Here is an 18,812-nt window from a genome sequence, read left to right as displayed (position 1 = left end):
GCCGGCGGTGGCCGGCCTCCACCGGTTTCATGGCGATGGGGGAAAGGCGTGGCGGAAATCGTCCTGGTCCTGGACAGCCGGTTGCAGGAGATCGCCCCGCTGGCCGAACGGGTCGATGAATTCTGTGACAGCCATGACCTGCCGCCGCAATTCGCCTTCCAGTTCAACATCTGTTTCGAAGAGGTCCTGACCAACACCATCCAGCACGGGCTGGGTGGGCAGGCGGGGCGCGCCATCACCGTGCGGCTGGCGCTGGACGGGCCGCTGGTGACGGGAGAGGTGGTGGACGACGCACCCGCCTTCGACCCGCTGGAGCGCGAGGGGCCGGACATCGATGCGGAACTGGAGGAGCGGGAGGTCGGCGGGCTGGGCATCCATCTGCTGCGCAGCATGATGGACGAGGTGGCCTATGCCCGCGTCGACGGCCATAACCGCCTGCGCTTTACCAAGAGGCGGCCCGCGTGACCGCCTTCGGCCGTGCCCTGACCGCCTTCGTGCTGCTGGTGCTGCTGTTCGTGGCGGGCGGCGGGCTGCTGTCCGTCCGCTTCTTCCAGGATGCGCAATCGCAGACGCAGGTGGAGACCTTCCGCCGCCTGGCCACCGGGCTGGGCACCAATATCGAAAGCGGGTTGGCGCTGGGCCTGCCGCTGGAAGAACTGCCGGGCCTGCAGGGGTTGCTGGAGCGCACACGACGCCTCGCGCCCTCGGTTTCCGCCATTACTGTCTATGATGTGGGGGGGGAGGTGCGGTTCAGCACCAACCCGTCCGATGTCGGCTGGAAGACGCAATGGCCGTCGGGCACGGCGCTGGAGCAGGACGCCCAGATCGTCCTGGATCGGGAGGATGAACTGGTGGTGATCCAGCCCATCCATGGCGCCTTCGGGGAAAATGTGGGTGCGGTGTCGCTGCGCGTGCCACAGGTGCAGGCGCGCGAGGACAACCACGTCGCCTTGATGCAACTGGCCCGCAACATCGTCGCCATCGGTTGCGTGGCCTTGCTGGTCGCCGGCTTGACCGGCCTGGCGGAGGCATGGCGCCGGGCCCGGCGGCTGGGCCTGCTGCGGGCTTCGTTGATCGGGGCGCTGGACGGGGGCGCCGTGCCCGACTGGCTGGATCCGCTATCCCGGCGGATCATGGCCTTGCGTGCGCGGACAGAGGGGGAAGTGATCCCCGTTGCCGCCGAGCGGCCCGCGACCTCCGTGGCGCCGTTGCGGGAACTGGCCCGCGCCCGGTCGCTGCGGCTGGGGGTGGCGCTGCTGACCATCCTGGCCGCGGCCGGCGGCGCGCTGGTCTGGACCGTTTATCAGCAGATGGAACGCTCCGTACCGCCGCTGATTACAGAACGGGCGCGGCTGACCGGCTATTCCATCGTCGGGCAGATCGAGCGCGCTCTGTCTTTTGGCATTCCCTTCGACCGGCTGGTGGGGGTGGAGCCGCTGCTGGCGGCGGCGGTGGAGGCGGAGGACGGCTTCATCCGGGCTGAAGTGGCGGCACCCGACGGGCGGGTGCTTTACAGTTATACCGACCCGCATATGCCGGACCAGGTAGAGAACGCGGAACGGTTCAGCCTTGCCATCGTCGCCGGCGGCAGGAACGTGGGTTCCCTCAAGGTTGCGCGTACACGGGACGTGACGGGCAGCATGCTGCTGCCGCTGCTTCGCAATCTGGCATTGCTGGCCCTTGCCATCCTGCTGATCGGGCTGGAGGCGGTGGCCCTGGGCCTGATGCGCCTGGGCAACCTGTCGCTGGCGGCCGTCTACCGGGTGGCGGCCCTGGCGGGGGCCGGCGATTTCCGTTTCCTGGCCGCTCCGGGACCCGACGACGACGCGATCAGCGTCGTGGCCGCCGTCAATGCCGTCATCCGCTGGGCTCGTGGCCAGATGGGGCTGGAGGGGGAAGGGGAGCGGCTGGCTGTACGCGACCTGCCGCAGCGCCGGCGCCTCTGCCTGTTCGGCCTGTGCGTGGGCCTGGTGCCGCTTTCGCTCTCGTCCTGGCAGATGCTGGCGGCCGGCCGGTCGGACCAGACGCCGTTTCTGTTGCTGGCCCTGGTGCCCGGCATCGCGGCCGCGCTGTTGCTGCTACGCGGCCTGTGGGGTGTGCTGCCCTGGTGGGAACTGGCGCGGACGCTGTTGCTGGCGATGCTGGCGGGCGCCATCCTTTGCCTGTGCCTGGGGCCGACACTGGGGCCGCAGGGGCTGGCGCTGCTGGGCGTGGGGCTGGGCCTGCTGGGTGGCCTGCCGTTGCTGGCGGCGCGCGACCGGACGACGGGGGCGGCGTGAATGCCGGGCCGCGTGGTACTGCGCACGGTCCTGTCCACGGCTTTGGTCCTGGTCGCGGCGGCGGCCCTGTTCCTGGCCCTGGGCGTATTGGAATATCGGCGCAGCATGGTGTCGCTGCTGGCCGACCAGGGCCATGTGGTGGCCCGCTCGATCCGCGCCACGCTGGAGCGCAACATGGCGCTGGGCCTGTCGCTCTCCTCCCTGCCCGGGGCCGATGCCATCCTGTCCCGCGCCGTGGCGCCGCAGCCGGCGGTGCAGGGTGCCCTGCTGCTGGCCGCCGATGGTGAACTGATCGGGCGCAGCGATCCGGCCCTGGGACCGGGCGACCTGCCGGATGGCTGGCTGTCCGGTCCGTCGCTGGAGGCGCGGGAATGGCGCGGGCTCCTGCTGCAGGCCTTCCCCATCCGCAACAGTTTCGACCAGCAGGAAGGCACCCTGGTGCTGATGCTGGAGGCGGGACTGGTGGGGGAGCGGACCCGGGTCATGACCCACCGGCTGGGCGCCGGGCTGATGGTCGATATGGTGCCGGCGACCTTGTTCATGGGCCTGGGGCTGTTCGGGCTGTTCCGGCGCCTGCGCACCCACCCGCCCGTCGATCCGGATGGGTTCCTGATCCGCTGGACCGGTGCCGTCGCCACCGGCGCCCTGGTCCTGTGCCTGGGGTTCGGCCTGGTACGGGCCTTGCCGGCATTCGAGGAAACGTTGCTGCCGGAACTGGACCGCACGGCCGGGGCGCTTGCCATCGCCGTCGGGTCCGATATTGGCCATGCCCTGGGGCTGGGCGTGCCGTTCGACCGGCTGGGCGGCATGCCGGAATACATGGCCGGCACCTTGGCGCTGGAACCGCGCATCACCCTGCTGGCTCTGGCCGATGCCACCGGCGCCGTCCGCCATGCGGTGGGACTTGAGGGCGAGGCGGCACGTGCGGCCCTGTCGGCCTGGCCTGCCGGCAATGCGGGCGCGTTGCCGGAGGTGGATGGCATCCGCATCCTGGCGCAACCCGTCCGGGCGGGCGGGGCCCTGGCCGGCACCCTGTTCGTGGGCGCGGATGCCGGTTTCGTGCGCGGGCGCCTGGTCGATATCATGCTGGACATGGGCATGGCGGTGCTGGTGGTGCTGCTGGCGGCGATGGAGCTGCGGCGGTTCCTGGTCGGTACGCTGGTGGCGGCGGGGGGCAGGACGGAGACCGGGCGGCGGCAGGCGGACCGGCTGCTGTCCTTCGTGCGTCTGGGCTTCTTCCTGCTGGTCTTCGCCGATAGTTTCGCCCACAGCTTCCTGCCGGTCTATGCCCGTTCCCTGCTGGGGGCGGACCTGAAGGGACTGGATGCGGCGACGGCTGTGGGCCTGCCCATCTCCGCCTTCTGGCTGGCCGTCGCCCTGTCGCAGCCGCTGACCGGGCTGCTGGCACACCGGCTGCCGCGGCCGCTGCTGCTGGGTGCTGTCGCGGCCTTCTGCGCGCTGGGTCTGGCCGTCTGCGGCATGGCCGACGGTTTGTGGATGCTGCTGGCCGGCCGGGTGCTGGGCGGGCTGGCCGTGGGGGCGGTGATGATCCTGGTGCAGGACAGCATGCTGGCGGCCGTGCCGGCCGACCACCGCGCCCAGGCCAATGCCGGCTATCTGTCGATCTTCTTCGCGGGCACCGTCTGCGGCACGGTCACCGGCAGCCTGATCGCCAACCATGCCGGCCCCGCCGCCACACTGCTGGTGGCGGCCGCCTTCGCGCTGGCATCGGTGCCCTTCCTGCTATCCATGGGCACCCTGTCGGGGCCGGAACGGGAAGGGGCGATGATGCCGCCGGTACCGGCCGACGGCCGGGTGCTGGCCGGGTTGGGCCTGCTGCTGCGCAATCCGCGCTTCATGGCGCTGCTGCTGCTGGCGGCCCTGCCGGCGCGCCTGATGATCGCGGGTTTCATCTATTATTGGGCGCCCTTGCGTCTGGCCGACCTGGGCAACAGCCCGTCGGAGGCGGGGCGGGCGATCATGGCCTATGCCCTGCTGATGGCGCTGACCACGCCCTTCTGGGGGCGGGTGGCGGGCGGGCCGGGTGCTGCGCGGCGGCTGGTGCTGGCCAGCGGCGGGCTGACGGCGGTATCGGCCTTCCTGGCCCTGCTGGTGCCAACGACGCCGGGCGTGGTGCTGGCCATCATTACCCTGGGCACCGCCCAGGCCTTCGGCATGTCCTGCCTGGTCACCCTGATCTTCGATGAGACTGCGGTGGAACAAGCCAGCGCCGGGCGGCTGCTGGTGCTGGCCGTCTACCGCGTGGCGGACCGGGTGGGGCTGTTTATCGGGCCCGTGGTGATGGCGTCCCTGCTGGCCCAGGGCGGAGAGGGGGCGGGGCTGGCCGGCATCGGCCTCTCGTGTCTGGGCGCTACGTTGCTGTTGGCCGCCGGCTTGCGTTTCCTGCCGCGCCGGGTGACATGATGGGTTTACCGCGCGGTGGTCGTCGGCGCGTTCAGCGCCTCGGTGAAGCGCAGCACGCTCATCGGCGGATAGGTGTCCAGCTGGCGGGCTACGTCCATGTTCACCAGGAAGGTGAAGCGGCGCAGCGTTTCAACCGGGATCTCGCCGGGCGGGGTGCCGTCGGCCAGGATGCGCTTGGCCTTGGCAGCGGTGAAGCGGCCCAGATTGTAATAGCTGGAAACCAGGCCCATCAGCGCCTTGCCGCCGCGCAGCGGCTGTTCGGTGGCGGCGAAGGTGCGCAGGCCGCGTTCCAGTGCCGCCTGGGTGAAGGTGGCGGCATTGCGGCCCAGGAAACTGTCCGGTCCGATATAGAGGCAGTCCACCCCGTCGGCCACCATCGTGTCAAGCAGGGCGGGAATGGCGTCGGCCATGGGCTGGCCCTGTTCGTTCTGCGGGATGGGGCGGTTCAGGACCTGGATGCCGTGCCCTTCCGCCACCTGCGCCAGCTTTTCCGCATAAAGCCGGGAATTGGCCTCTGCCGCGTTGAAGATATTGCCCAGCTTCTTCAACGGCAGCACCGCCTCCATGGCGTTCAGCTGGCTGTCCAGTGGCGCCATGTGGGAGGTGCCGGTCAGGGGGCGGCCGGGCCGGTCCAGATCCTCCACGATGCCGGCGGCGACCGGGTCGGTGACGAAGATGAACACGGTGGGAATGTCGGTGACATGCCGGTCGGGATCGGTGCTGCCCAGCGTGCCCACCAGGTTCTGGGTGACGCTGGTACCCCAGCTATAGACCAGGTCGGGCCGTTCGCGCTTGATCTCCGCCACCAGGTCCGGCAGGCCGGCCAGGTTCTGGTCCAGGTTGCGGACGGTATAGTCGACCGCCAGCCCCTGTTCCTCCAAATAGTCGCGGAAGCCGCGTTCCATCTCCGTCTCGCCGCGCCACAGCACCATGTAGACGCGCTTGGCCGGCGGCGGCTCCTGGGCAAGGGATGCGTGGGCGGGCAGCAGCAGCGCCAGCACCAGGAACAGCCACCCCACCAGATGCCGTGTATTTCTCATGGACAGCCGCCAGATGATCGACAGTGCCGGATTGCACCCGTCAATCATACCAGACACAATCGCGGCGCACCAATTTACCTGTTCCCGGCGATCGTAACCGATCGCCGGGCCTCAATCGCCGGCGCCCACATAAGTGGGCTTGGCTACGCGGCACGTGCCGCGCGGCGGCAGTCGCCGCCGGTATTCACAGATGTCGAACCGGCATTTCCCGCATCCGGGGAGGAAGCATGCTGCTGCGCACCCGCGTGATAACCATGGTCACGGCCAGCTGCCTGCTGCTGGCGGGCGGTCTTTACTATGCCGGCCTGATGCGGGAGCGGATCGTGGTCGCACGTTATGCCGCCGTGATCCTGGACGGGACCCGCACGCTGCTGGACCAGTCGGTGGCCCATCTGGTGGAACGGCTGCGCTGGCGCGCCGACCGCACGGGCGACCTGTCGATCCGGCTGGCCGCTTCGGTGGCCAAGGGCGACCGGGCGGGCGTGCAGCGGCTGGGCCAACTGCTGGCGGCCGATCTGGCGGGGCTGGGCGGGCAGAACCGGGTGGAGGTGCAGGATGCCGATGGCACCATCCTGTTCACCACCCTGGCCGCCACCTTTCCCGAACCCATGATGGATGACATCACCCGGATACAGGGATTGCAGGCGGGTACGGCCATCAGCGGCATCGAGAATGACAGCCGTCACGGGGCGATGGCCACCCTGCTGCTGCCTCTGGCCGGGCCGGACGGGGCCATGGTGGGCAGCCTGACACTGGCCACCAACATCGCCCAGGTGCTGCCCCTGTTCAAACATGGCGATGTGGCCGACGCCTTCATCGAGGATACGGATGGCAAGCTGGAGGCCGGGACCAACCAGGCACTGTGGGACGAGCTGACGGCCCATGGCGGGCTGGCGGCACGCGCCGCGTTCGAGACGCGGACCATCGGCGACCGCACCGTCATGCTGGCCACCATTCCGTTGCAGGACCGTGCCGGCCAGATGGTGGGCAGGCTGCTGGCCGTGACCGACGCCACCAAAGGGTACGAGATCGAGAAGCTGACGGAACAGATCGTGCTGATGCTGGCGGCGGTGACGCTGCTGGCCCTGCTCTGGCTGTTGAACGCGTCCATGCGCCGCGCGTTCACGCCGCTGGAGGAGGCGATCGACGTGCTGAACGCGCTGGCCCGCGGTAATACCGCCATCCGGTTTGAACGGCCGGCCGGCAATGACGAGGTGGGGCGCATCGTGCGCACCGTCGGCTTCTTCCGCGAGACGCTGGAGGCCCTGTCCGCCGCGCGTGAGCGCCGTGAACGCCAGCGCCAGCGCCAGGAACAATTCATCCGCCAGGAGATGACGGCCCTGGCCGGCATGCTGGCCGAGGGGGCGAAGGCGGAATTGCTGAACGATCTGGCGGAGATCGAGGCGGAGGCCAACCGCCAGCCGCCGGCCGGGACAGGTGCGGAGGCGGCCGATGGCGGCGGCGATGCGCTGGGTATGATGGCCCCGGCCTTCCGCAAGATGTCGCTGCGCGTGCGCGAACAGCACCAGAAACTGTCGCTGCTGGTAGCGGAACTGCGCGACGCGCTGATGACCAAGACGCAATTCATCAGCTTGCAGCAGGAACTGGAGATCGCCCGCAAGCTCCAGGCTTCCATCCTGCCCTCGGCGCCGCTGTTGCATGCCGGGACCCAGGTGGCCGGCGCCATGGTGCCGGCCAAGGAGGTGGGGGGCGATTTCTACGATTATTTCCCGCTGCCCGATGGGCGGCTGGGCGTGGCGGTGGCCGACGTGTCGGGCAAGGGCGTGCCGGCCGCCTTCTTCATGGCCATTTCCCGTACCTTGCTGCGCGCGACGGCGGGCTTCACCCATTCCCCCTCGCGCTGCGTGGCGCAGGTCAACGACCTGCTGGCGGCGGAGAACCCGGAACTGATGTTCGTCACCCTGTTCTACGGCATCCTGGATCCCGCGACCGGCCGCTTCGATTACTGCAATGCCGGCCATAACCAGCCGCTGCTGGTGCGTGGCGACGGCACCGTCGCCGTGCTGCCGGGCACGGGCGACACGGCATTGGCCGTGGTGGAGGATATGGAATATCACGACGGCCAGCTGTTCCTGTCGCCCGGCGACACGCTGTTCCTGTTCACCGACGGGGTGACGGAGGCGTTCGACGTGGATGAACAGTTGTTCGGCGATCCGCGCCTGATCGCCGGCGCCCCCGCCATCGCCACCCTGGCCAACAGTGCGGTACCGGGGCACATGGTCGCCCTGGTCAATGAATTCGCCCGCGGCGCACCGCAGGCCGACGATATCACCTGTGTTTCCCTGCGCTATGCGACGGTGCCCGCATGAAGCCCGATTTCGACGCCGCCCGAACCTGGGCGCAGGCCCGCATCGCCGCCACGCCGCTGATGCCCGACCCGCACTGGCACGGCTGGGTGGCGGACGTGTTTCCATCGGATTTCTACGCCGCCCTGCGCGCGGCATTGCCCGATGATGCGGCCTACACGCCGCTGTCGGCGGATTGGGACCCGGCGGGGGATTATGCGGCGCGGCGCGGGCTGGTCATCGATGATGCGGCCGATGCCCTTATGGATGCGGACCGTGCCGGTTTCTGGCGGGAATTGCGGACGCGCACGCTGGGCCGGGCGTTCGGGGAAAACCTGCTGCGTCTGGCGGAAAGCCCCGTGGCGGCGCGGTTCAGGGCGGAGGGGACGGCGCTGGGGTCCTGGCGCACCTCGCTGCTGCTGGTGCGCGACCGGGGTGGGCCGGGGGTGCTGCCCCACACGTCCGATCCGCCCAATGTGCTGACCCTGCTGTTCTATCTGCCGCCCGACGATGCCAACCGGGCGCAGGGGACGGCGCTTTATGCGCCGCGCGATCCGGATTTCCGCTGTTGGGGCGGGCGCCATCACGGGCGCGAGGCCTTCACCCATGCCTGGACGGCGCCCTTCCTGCCCAACAGCCTATTCTGGTTCGTGAAGGACGACATGTCCTTCCACGGGGTCGAACCGGCGCCGCGTGGCGACGCGGTGCGGGATATCCTATTGTTTTACATCAAAAGAACGGGCTGACCGGTTGCGGATATCCTTTCGTGGGCGGCATGCTATACGGATAGGCGTTGCTGTTAAGGAACCCTTTCCCCGTGACGGTGGTGGCATTCTCCCCGGACCGCGAAATCCCCGTACCGCCGCGTGACGCCGACGGCTGGGAAAGGTGCGCGCAGCGCGTGGCGGCGATCGAGGCGCGCTGGGCCGGCGCCTATGCGTTGCATCATTACGACTTCGTCTATCATCGCCGCCTGCAGGGGCACTGGCCGGCGCGGCTGCGCCGGGATGTGGCCATCCGCTGCGCCTACACGGCCTGGGGTGATCCGTCGCTGCCGCTGCTGCTCTGCGTGGGCGGAATCGTCAATACCGCCCGGCGCTTCGACTATCTGGCGCACCGGCTGTCGGACCGGTTCCATGTGGTGGCGCTGGACTGGGTGGGGCGTGGCCTCTCGGGCTGGATGCCGGTGCAGGGCGATTACAATCTGGCCACATATTGCGCGCAGGTGCTGGCCCTGCTGCGCCATCTCGGGCGGCGGCGCATGCTGCTGCTGGGATCATCGCTGGGCGGGTCGGTGGGACTGGCGCTGGCCGCCCGCGATCCGGGGCTGATCGACCGGCTGGTGCTGAACGATGTCGGTCCCTACATCCCCGCCGCCCGCCGGGCGCGCCGCGCGCAGGCGGTGGCGCGCCATTACCTGTTCGACAGCCCCGATGCCCTTCTGCGCCGCGTCGGTGCCGCGCAGAAGCAGGACGGCCCCCTGTCGGAGGAGGAGCGGCTGCATAATGCCTGGCACCAGACATGCTGGTCGCAGACGGAGGGCGGCCGCATCTACCGCCATGACCCGCGCGCCATGCAGGCCTATGCCGACGGGGCCGGCCAGGCGCTGGACCAATGGGCCGAATGGGGGCTGCTGACCGTGCCCACCCTGGTGCTGCACGGCATGCTGTCCGATGCGCTGCGCCCGCCGGTGCTGGCCCGTATGGGGCGATATCCCGGTCTTTGCGTGGCACATGTACCGCAGACGGGCCATACGCCGGCCCTGTCCGATCCCAACCAGATCGACATGATCGGTGGTTTCCTGGCGGGAAGCGGGCCGGATGGCCCCTGCTCCATTCCCGTTACCCCGACAGCCCTGCGCCACGGCTGACCCCGACGCCCGGGACAATGGGGGAACCCCTTGGGCGCCCGGCCGTTTCCATTCTGGGGTGTCCGGGAAATACCGGGCGACATCGTCTGGCCGCACATGATGGAGATCGACATGAAGGTAAGGGAAGCGATGACGCGCAATGTGCAGGTCGCCGATCCGACGGAGACCATCGAGCAGGCCGCCAAGCTGATGGCCGACCTGGATGTCGGGTCGCTGCCCGTGGGTCAGGATGACCAGTTGGTGGGGATGATCACCGACCGCGACATCGCCGTGCGCGCCGTGGCCACGGGCAAGGGACCGGGCACGAAGGTGCGCGAGGTGATGAGCAAGAACATCAAATATTGTTTCGATGACGAGGAGATCGAGGTCGTTTCCCGCAACATGGGCGACATCCAGGTCCGGCGCCTGCCGGTGATCGACCGCGACAAGCGGCTGGTCGGCATCCTGTCGCTGGGCGACATGGCGGTGAACGATGCCAGTGCCGCCGCCCGTGCCCTGGGCGGTGTTTCCCGCCCGGCTGGGGCGCATAACCAGCGGTGAGGTACAAGGGCCGGGGCAATCGATGCTCCGGCCCTTCCACCATCAATGCACCTCGAACGCGAAGCGCAGCGTGTCGGGGACGGCGCGTACCGGCACGGTCATGTGCCCTTCATCGGCATAACGGTGGAAGCGGGAGCGCAGGCCATGGACGGCCAGCGCATCCATCCGCTTCATGAAGGCGGCGGCGGGGCCGGGTTCGTCATCGATGTCGCGGTCGCCCACCACCACCATCAGGCGGCTGGTCCTGGGCACCTTGCCGGCCAGCACGCGGGCGGTGAATTCCCGCTCCTCCTTCAGGATGCTCTGGTCGTTCCATTCCAGTGACGGGCTGGCGGCCACGATGGAATGGAAGGCCTGGGGCCTTGTGTAGAGCGTGTGCAGGGCCACCAGCCCGCCCAGCGAATGGCCGAATAGCGACTGGCGATCGGCATTGATCTTGTAGCGGCGGGATATTTCCGTGCGCAGCTTGCCGGTCAGGAAATCCAGGAACTTGTCCTGTCCACCGCTCTTGTACTTGGCCAGATGCCGGACATTGGGCGGCGGCGGATCGACCAGGAGCGGGGTGTAATCATCCAGCCGGCGCACATCATAAGCCTGGTCGCCGGGATAGCCCACGCCGACCACGATACCCTTGCCCACCTCGTAATATTCCTGGATGCGGCGTGCTTCGGCGAAGCTGGCGAACATGGCGTTGCCGTCCAGCACATATAGGACGGGATAGCCGTCGGCCGGCATCTCCGTGGCCGGGAAGGACACGAAGATGCGGTAGATGTCGCCGCCATCCGAGGTGATGTCGAACATATGGGTGGACGGCATGGTGTAGCCGGGCGGCGTCTGCTGCGCTTGCTGTGCCTGGGCGGCCGCCAGCCCCGTCAGGGCCAGCGCCAGCATGAGGGTTGACGCAAGCCGCTTCCATGTCCTGGCCATCACCGATCTCTCCCATTGCCGCCGACTTTCCCGTCGATGATGCAATAGAAGCGGCAGCCCCGTCACCGATGCCATGGTGATGGCGGGTAAGGGGGCGGGCTTTCAGGGTAAGGGCTGCACCGGCAGGGTGATGCGCGAGGGATGATCAGTGTCCAGATGCAGGCGGTTGGCGGCCACGACCGGCGTGTCGGGCATGCCCTGCGCCCCGCCGGTATTGAGGTTCACGTCGAAATGCGGGAAGTTGCTGGAACTGACATCCAGGCGGATGCGGTGGCCCGCCTTGAACAGGTTGGCGATGGGGAACATCTCCATCCGCACCTCATAGACCTTGCCGGGTTCCATGAAGCTGGGCTTTTCCCAACCGTCGCGATAGCGTAGGCGGCGGATGCCGTGGCTTAGGTTCATGGCGAAACCGTCGGGATAGACATCGATCAGTTTCAGGGCGATGTCGGTATCGGGCCGGTCGCTGCTGACATGAAGCACCAGATCGATGGGGCCGGCGATGGTGGTGTCGCTTTCCAAAGGTGGGGTCTGGAAGACCAGCACATCGTCGCGCTCGGCCAGCGGCCGGCCGGGCATTTCGCAGCCGAAGAAATCGGCGCGTTCCACCTGATCATAGGCGCCGGGTTCCATCACCGGCTGGCCCGATGTGTGGGCGCCGCCGATGGTGGGGACCGGATGCGTGGGATCGTGGCGCCAGGACAGGCTTTGGCCGGTGGATGTTTCGGCCCGCAGGCCGCCATCGGCGTGTAGATGGAAGGTACGGAAATCCGTGCCGGGCAGGGGCCAGTTCTGTGCCGACAGCCAGCGGCCGCCATGGTCCAGGCGGCCGTCGGCGTTGCGCTGCCCGCTGCCCCCGCCCATCACGAACAGACGCACGGGCGCGTCGGCCGGATCGGCCTTGCCGTCCTTCAGCCAACGATCGAACCAGGACAGGCGGAACCGGTCGTAATCATCGGCCAGATTGCCGTCGAGCGTCGCGGCGGGGCCGAAATCCACGTCACCGGCATAGGTGCGCGACCGCTGCCCATGGGTCCAGGGCCCCATGACCATATGGGTCGGCCCCTGCTTGGCCGCCGACAGACCGGTCAGGTTGGAGATGATGGTGGTGACGTAGGGATCGTACCAGCCGCAGAGATGCACTGTCGGTACATCGGCGCAGGCGGCGTAGTAGTTGCGGGCGGACAGGCCGACCTGACGCCAGAAATCCCCGTACTCGCCCTGGCGCCATTGTTTCAGTACATAGGATTCGTATTCCGGCACGCTGCGCAGGGGGGAATGGCCCTCGCTCCAGGGCAGGCGGCGGAACCAGTCGAACAGGTCTTCATCCAGCAGCGCCTGGACATGGGCGGGATCGGCCATCACCGCCGGGCTGAGCAGGGCCTGCTTATAGGCCCAGGTCAGCTGCTTCAGCTCGAACGCGCCCCCCTGCCGGATGCCGGCGTGATAGGCGTCGGAGAAGCCGCCGCTATCCACCACCATGCAGGCAAGGCCGGGCGGGTTCAGGCAGGCCATGGCCATCTGCACATGCGCGCCATAGGACAGGCCGAACGTGCCCACCCGCCCGTCGCACCAGGGCTGGGCCGTGATCCAGGCCAGCGTGTCATACCCATCCTCGGCCTCGTTCACGTATTTCTCGAACGTGCCTTCGGATGCGTAGCGGCCCCGGCAATCCTGCATCATCACCACATAGCCGGATGATGCGAAACGTTGTGCGATCTCCACCCGTGACCGCGGGTTGGGGTTGGCGAGGCTGTACTCGGACAGGTTCACGCCGCGCCGGTCATAGGGCGTGCGCTCCAGCAGCACGGGCCAGGGGCCGGGCAGACGGGTGCAGTTGGCCACGGGATGGTAGATGTCGGCGACCAGACGCACCCCGTCGCGGGTGCGCATCTCCACATCTTCATCGACCGCCACATCATAGGGCGCGCCGGGCAGGATGGTCATGATCTCGGTTCCTCAAGGGCTTTCGGGAGTTGGCGCCATGAACTGGGCCAGGCTCCATTCGTCGCGGCGCGGCTGCATATTGATGTGCTTGCGCGCCGCCCAGTTGGTCGTGGGGTGGTAGAGCGGGATGATGCCGGTGTCGGCGGCCAGGATGGCCGCGGCTCCGCGCAGGTTTTCCTCGTATGCCGCGGCATCGGGTGCCTGTTCGGCGGCGTCGATCAGCCGATCGACCTCCGGGTTGGAATAGCGGCCGCGATTGATGCCGCCGCTGCCACGCGTCGGATCGAAACTGCCGACGACGGAGCGCATGCCCAGCAGGGAGGTGCCGGTGACCGATCCGAAGCCGTATTGAAGGACGCTGAATTCCAGCTTCGATGCGCGCGGCAGGAACACGCTCTTGGGCAGCGGCTCCACCGCGACCTCGATCCCGGCACGGGCCAGCATGGCGGCCACGGCTTGGGACACCAGCCCGTCACCGACATAGCGGTTGTTGGTGGCATGCAGGGTCAGGCGGAAGCCCTTGGACAAACCGGCCGCTGCCAGCAGACGCTTGGCTTCAGTCAGATCATGGGCGGCGGGCGGGATGTCGGGATTGAAGCCCACGCTTCCCATTGGCACCATCTGGTTGGCCGGCACGCCGGCCCCGGACAGCACCTTATCGATCAGCAACTGCCGGTCGATGGCAAGGGACAGGGCGCGGCGGATATCAGCTTTGCGCAGGGGATTGCCGCCGCTCGGCGCCTGCACGAAGGGACTGTCATCGCGGGCACTGTCGAGGTGCAGATAGAGCAGGGTGACGGTGGGGCTTTGCAGCAGGTTCAGGTCGGAACGCCGGCGCAGCCAGTCGATATCGGCCGGCGGCACGGCGTCGATGACATCGACATTGCCGGACAGCAGGGCCGCCACGCGTGCGGCATCATTGCTGATATAGCGGAAGGTGACATTGGCGAAACCCGGCTTCGGGCCCCAGTAATCCTCATTGCGGACCAGTTCGATGCGGTCGCCATGGGCCCAGCGGATGAAGCGGTAGGGGCCGGTGCCGATGGCGGCCTTGCCGGCGTTGAAATCCTCCGTCGCCACCTTGGTCCCTAGACCCTTGGGCAGGATGGTGATGAAGCTGATATCGTAGGGAAGCTGGGCATAGGGCTTGCGCGTCACCATGCGCAGCCGGTTGGGACTGAGCGCCACGATCTCCTTCACCTGCGCCACCCGCCCTGCGAAAGAGGCGGGGGAGAAGGGTACGGTGGGGGCGCGGCGGAAGCTGTAGATGACATCATCCGCCGTAAACGGCGATCCGTCATGGAAGCGCACACCGTCGCGCAGGTCAAATTCCCAGGTTACCGCATCGACCCGCCGCCAGGCCGTGGCCAGACCCGGCACCAGGGCCAGGGTGGCATCCCGCGCGATCAGCGTGTCGAAGACATGGGCGGCCAGTTCCTGGTTCACGCCGGTGGCGGAGAAATGCGGATCGACGGAGCTGGGTTCGGCCTGCACGGCGATGGTCACCGTCTGGGCAGGGGCCTCCATCGGCGCCAGCAGCAACAGCAGGGCCAGGATCAGCTTACGCATGGGCGACCTCCCGGCTGGATGCAGGCGCCAGATGGCAGGCGACGCGATATCCCGGTGCCATGTCGGCCATCGCCGGCACCGTATGGTGACAGGTGGTGACCGCGATGGGGCAGCGGGGGTGGAAGGCGCAGCCGGACGGGGGGCGCAACGGTGATGGGATTTCCCCCTTCAGGCCGGTGAAGCGCCGCTTGCCGACATGGTCGGCCAGCGCCCCACCCACCAGGGCGCGGGAATAGGGGTGGAGGGGGGCATCGAACAACTCCTCTGCCGGACCACGCTCCACCACGCGGCCCAGATACATCACCGCCACCCGGTCGCTGATATGGCGGACCACGGCCAGATCGTGGCTGATGAACAGATAGGTCAGGCCCAGTTCCTGGCGCAGTTCCATGAACAGGTTCAGGATCTGCGCCTGCACCGACACGTCGAGGGCGGCAACGGACTCGTCGCAGACCAGCAGGCGCGGCTTCACGGCCAGGGCGCGGGCGATGCCCACGCGCTGCCGCTGCCCGCCGGAGAATTCGTGCGGGAACCGTTCCATCATCGCCGGATCCAGGCCGACCCGGCGCATCAGGCCGGCGACATAGTCGGCCATCTGCCCGCCATCGATGATGCCATGGGCCTGTGCCGCCTCCCCGATGATGCGGCGGATGCGCAGGCGCGGGTTCAGGCTGGCCATCGGGTCCTGGAAGATCATCTGGATGCCCAGGCCCAGCGCCTTGGCTTCTCCAGCCGGCAGGGTCCAGGGATCGCGCCCCTCCACCAGCAATCTTCCGGCACTGGGCCGGTAGAGCCCGGCGACCACGCGGCCCAGGGTGGACTTGCCACAGCCGCTTTCCCCCACCAGCCCCAGCACCTCACCGGGTCTTATATCCAGGGTCACATCCCGCACCGCCTGCACGATGTCGGGCGCCCTGGTCAGACCCAGCCTTGCCAAAGGGCCGGGCCGGGGGCCGAAGCGCATGGAAACATTGTCCAGCGCCACCATGGCTTCATTCTTCATGCTCATGGCTCACCTTCCATCGGGTGGAAGCAGCGGACCTGATGCAGGTCGCCCTGCATCGCCGGCATCACCCCGCAGAGTTCCGTCGCGCGTGGGCAGCGCGGGGTGAAGGCGCAGCCGGGCGGGCGGTGGACGGGGTGTGGCGGGCTGCCCGGCACCTGGGCCAGGGGTTTGCCGCGTTCCGCCCGGTGCGGCAGGCTGTCCAGCAGGCCGCTCGTGTAAGGGTGGCGGGGGTGGGACAGCACCTGATCCGCCGGCCCGATCTCCACGATGCGGCCGGCATACATCACCGCAATACGGTCGGCCAGGCCGGCGACCACGCCGATATCATGGGTGATCCAGACCAGCGAGGTGCCGGATGCGGCCACCATCTCCTGCATCTCCGCCAGGATCTGGGCCTGGACGGTGACGTCCAGGGCCGTCGTCGGCTCATCCGCGATGATCAGCTTGGGCCGGTGCAGCATGGATGTCGCGATGGCCACCCGCTGGCGCATGCCGCCGGAGAATTGGTGCGGATAGGCTTTCAGCCGGCGCCCGGCATCGGCGATGCCGACGCTGGACAGGGCGGCGGCGGCACGATCCTCCGCCGCCCGGCGGGTGACGGGACCATGGGCGGTCAGCGCCTCAACCATCTGCGTATCGATGCGCAGCATGGGGTTCAGGGTCATCATCGGGTCCTGGAAGATCATGGCGATCTCCCGCCCGCGCAGATCGCGGATATGCTCCTCGTCCAGGTCCAGCAGTTCGCGCCCATCCAGCAGGACGGAACCGCCCACCACCCGGCCCGGCGGGTCGATCAGGCCCATGATGGACCGGCCGGTGATGGACTTGCCCGACCCGCTTTCCCCGACCAGACCCAGCACCTCTCCGGCACCTAAGTCGAAATCGACCCCGTCCACGGATTTCACTACCCCGTTGCGGGTGAAGAAATAGGTCTTCAGCCCGCGCACCGACAGCAGCTTGCCGGGATCGGCGGCCAGCGCCGGCCGTTCCAGGTCCATCGCCGGCGGCAAAGGCTGTGGCCGCAGGCGGGGGTTCAGCAGCAGGCGAAGCTGGTCGCCCACCAGATTGATACTGGCCACCAGCAGCAGCAGGGTGACGCCGGGAAAGACGCTGACCCAGTATTTGCCCGACAGCATGTGGGAAAAGCCGTTGGCGATCAGCAGGCCCAGCGACGGCTGGGTCACCGGCAATCCGATGCCCAGGAAGCTCAGCGTCGCCTCCAGCGAGATGGCGCTGGCCGTCTGCAACGACCCGATGACGATCAAGGGTGGCAGGCAGTTGGGCAGCAAATGGCCGAACAGGATGCGCATCCGGCCCAGGCGCAGGCTCCTTGCGGCCTCCACATATTCCTTGGCGGCTTCCGACAGGGCGGTGGCGCGGACATTGCGGGCATAGAAGGCCCATTGCACGATGACCAAGGCCAGGACGATCTTGTCCAGCCCCTTGCCGAAAATGGCTAGCAGGATCAGAGCCACCAGGATGCTGGGCAGGCTCAATTGCAGATCGACCAGCCGCATGATCGCGGCATCGACCCGCCCGCCGGTATAGGCGGCGACCAACCCCACGGATGTGCCCAGGGCGGCGGCCAGCAAACCGGCCAGCAAGCCCACCGACAGGCTGGTGCGCAGGCCATAGAGGATGCCCGACAGCATGTCGCGGCCCAGCAGGTCGGTGCCCAGCCAATGCACCATGCCGGTGGCGCCCACCGCGCCGGGCTTCAGATGGCTGTCGGCAAGGTCGAGCTGCGCCAGATCATAGGGATTCTGCGGCGCCAGCAGCGGGGCCAGCAGGGCGGCCGTCAGCAGCAGGATGAGAAGGACCAGGCCGACACGCGCCCGGCGGCTGGCGCAGATATCGCGCAGCAGGGCAAGGGCCGCTTGCCGGCGGGGCGGACGGGTGGGGGCGATGGCGGCGGTGGTCATGCTTTGCCTCCGCCCAGCCGCAGGCGCGGGTCCAGCATGGTATAGGCGATGTCGGTGACCAGATTGATGGTCATGAACAGCAGCGCGACGACCAGCAGATAGGCGACGATGACCGGCCGGTCCAACTGGTTGATGCTGTCGATGATCAGCTTGCCCATGCCGGGCCAGCCGAAAATGGTCTCCGTCACCACGGCAAAGGCGATGACCCCGCCGAATTCCAGCCCCAGCACCGTGATGATGGGGATCAGGATATATTTCAGGATATGGACGCAAACGACGCGGGCCGGCGACAGACCCTTGGCCCGTGCGAAACCGACGAAATCCAGTGGCATCGCCTCGCGCGTGCCGGAACTGACCAGGCGGATGACCAGGGCCAGCTTGTAGAGCGCCAGGTTCACCGCCGGCAGCAGCAGGTGGCGCCAGCCGTCAAGGGTGGCCAGGCTGGTCTCGATCCCCAGCAGGCTCCCCGTCTCCCCACGCCCGCCCGACGGCAGCCAGCCCAGGGTGACGGAGAAGATCAGCACCAGCATCATCCCCTGCCAGAAGCTGGGCAGGGAGAAGCCCAGGATGGACCCGGTCTCGATCGACCGTCCGGCGATGCTGGCCGGCTTCAGCCCGGCATAGAGCCCCAGCGGAATGCCGAACAGGACGGCGATGCCCATGGCCACGATGGCCAGTTCCAGCGTGGCGCCGAACCGGTCGATGATCAGGCGGATGGCCGGTTCGTTGAAGACGAAGGAATGGCCCAGATCGCCCTGCAGTGCCCGGCCCAGGAAGGAGAGATATTGCTCCGGCAAGGGCCGGTCCAGGCCCAGCGCGGTCATCGCCGCCGCCCGGTCGGCCGGCGTGGCCTCCGGATTGATCAGGATGTCCACCGGATTGCCGATCATATAGATCCCGGTGAAGATCAGCGCCGACAGCACCAGCAGCACGGACAGGCTCTGCAGCAGGCGGCGCGCGAGGAAGAAGACCATGGGGGATG

14 protein-coding genes are annotated in these 18,812 nt (G+C 68.1%); 7 read left to right on the top strand and 7 right to left on the bottom strand.

Annotated elements, in window-relative coordinates; genetic code table 11:
• Positions 1-48 precede the first annotated feature (48 nt).
• The 3 genes from ACM9HJ_RS24480 to ACM9HJ_RS24470 are packed head-to-tail and all read left to right on the top strand — an operon-like array spanning position 49 to position 4,703.
• Positions 49-465: an ATP-binding protein gene (locus ACM9HJ_RS24480; protein ID WP_416574405.1), complete on the top strand. Its 417-nt coding sequence runs from the start codon at positions 49-51 to the stop codon at positions 463-465.
• Entirely contained in the window at positions 462-2,279 is a 1,818-nt protein-coding gene (locus ACM9HJ_RS24475; protein WP_416574404.1) for a hypothetical protein, read from the top strand. Before ACM9HJ_RS24480 ends, ACM9HJ_RS24475 begins: the two co-directional genes overlap by 4 nt.
• Entirely contained in the window at positions 2,280-4,703 is a 2,424-nt protein-coding gene (locus ACM9HJ_RS24470; RefSeq protein ID WP_416574403.1) for an MFS transporter, read from the top strand. It abuts the gene before it with no gap.
• Positions 4,704-4,708: 5 nt separating this feature from the next.
• Here the strand turns inward: ACM9HJ_RS24470 and ACM9HJ_RS24465 are convergent, their stop codons facing one another.
• Positions 4,709-5,743, bottom strand: coding sequence for an ABC transporter substrate-binding protein (locus ACM9HJ_RS24465; RefSeq protein WP_416574402.1), 1,035 nt, complete (start codon positions 5,741-5,743; stop codon positions 4,709-4,711).
• 227 nt (positions 5,744-5,970) lie between these two features.
• Between ACM9HJ_RS24465 and ACM9HJ_RS24460 the strand changes: the two genes are divergently transcribed.
• The 4 genes from ACM9HJ_RS24460 (at position 5,971) to ACM9HJ_RS24445 (ending at position 10,459) form a co-directional block, all read left to right on the top strand.
• Entirely contained in the window at positions 5,971-8,073 is a 2,103-nt protein-coding gene (locus ACM9HJ_RS24460; protein ID WP_416574401.1) for a SpoIIE family protein phosphatase, read from the top strand.
• On the top strand, positions 8,070-8,795 hold the full coding sequence (locus ACM9HJ_RS24455) for a hypothetical protein (protein WP_416574400.1): 726 nt from the start codon (positions 8,070-8,072) through the stop codon (positions 8,793-8,795). Before ACM9HJ_RS24460 ends, ACM9HJ_RS24455 begins: the two co-directional genes overlap by 4 nt.
• A 71-nt stretch (positions 8,796-8,866) precedes the next feature.
• Positions 8,867-9,919 carry an alpha/beta fold hydrolase gene (locus ACM9HJ_RS24450; RefSeq protein ID WP_416574399.1) on the top strand — a complete coding sequence of 351 codons (1,053 nt, stop codon included), beginning with the start codon at positions 8,867-8,869 and terminating at the stop codon, positions 9,917-9,919.
• A gap of 111 nt (positions 9,920-10,030) precedes the next feature.
• Positions 10,031-10,459 carry a CBS domain-containing protein gene (locus tag ACM9HJ_RS24445; RefSeq protein ID WP_416574398.1) on the top strand — a complete coding sequence of 143 codons (429 nt, stop codon included), beginning with the start codon at positions 10,031-10,033 and terminating at the stop codon, positions 10,457-10,459.
• Between the two features lie 42 nt (positions 10,460-10,501).
• Here the strand turns inward: ACM9HJ_RS24445 and ACM9HJ_RS24440 are convergent, their stop codons facing one another.
• From ACM9HJ_RS24440 to ACM9HJ_RS24415, 6 genes are all read right to left on the bottom strand, one after another.
• Positions 10,502-11,386, bottom strand: coding sequence for an alpha/beta hydrolase (locus ACM9HJ_RS24440; RefSeq protein ID WP_416574397.1), 885 nt, complete (start codon positions 11,384-11,386; stop codon positions 10,502-10,504).
• A 102-nt stretch (positions 11,387-11,488) separates the two neighbouring features.
• Entirely contained in the window at positions 11,489-13,333 is a 1,845-nt protein-coding gene (locus ACM9HJ_RS24435; RefSeq protein ID WP_416574396.1) for a CocE/NonD family hydrolase, read from the bottom strand.
• 12 nt (positions 13,334-13,345) lie between these two features.
• Positions 13,346-14,902 (bottom strand): ABC transporter substrate-binding protein, encoded by a 1,557-nt coding sequence (locus tag ACM9HJ_RS24430; RefSeq protein WP_416574395.1) that lies wholly within the window; start codon positions 14,900-14,902, stop codon positions 13,346-13,348.
• Positions 14,895-15,911, bottom strand: a complete 1,017-nt coding sequence (locus ACM9HJ_RS24425) for an ABC transporter ATP-binding protein (protein ID WP_416574394.1) — start codon at positions 15,909-15,911, stop codon at positions 14,895-14,897. Before ACM9HJ_RS24425 ends, ACM9HJ_RS24430 begins: the two co-directional genes overlap by 8 nt.
• A complete protein-coding gene (locus ACM9HJ_RS24420; RefSeq protein ID WP_416574393.1) occupies positions 15,908-17,830 on the bottom strand; it encodes a dipeptide/oligopeptide/nickel ABC transporter permease/ATP-binding protein in 1,923 nt (640 codons plus the stop codon). Before ACM9HJ_RS24420 ends, ACM9HJ_RS24425 begins: the two co-directional genes overlap by 4 nt.
• On the bottom strand, positions 17,827-18,804 hold the full coding sequence (locus ACM9HJ_RS24415; RefSeq protein ID WP_416574392.1) for an ABC transporter permease: 978 nt from the start codon (positions 18,802-18,804) through the stop codon (positions 17,827-17,829). Before ACM9HJ_RS24415 ends, ACM9HJ_RS24420 begins: the two co-directional genes overlap by 4 nt.
• Positions 18,805-18,812 lie beyond the last annotated feature (8 nt).

The organism is Niveispirillum sp. KHB5.9 (assembly GCF_048066115.1).
Classification (GTDB): domain Bacteria; phylum Pseudomonadota; class Alphaproteobacteria; order Azospirillales; family Azospirillaceae; genus Niveispirillum.
This window is presented reverse-complemented; position numbering and strand designations above follow the sequence as displayed.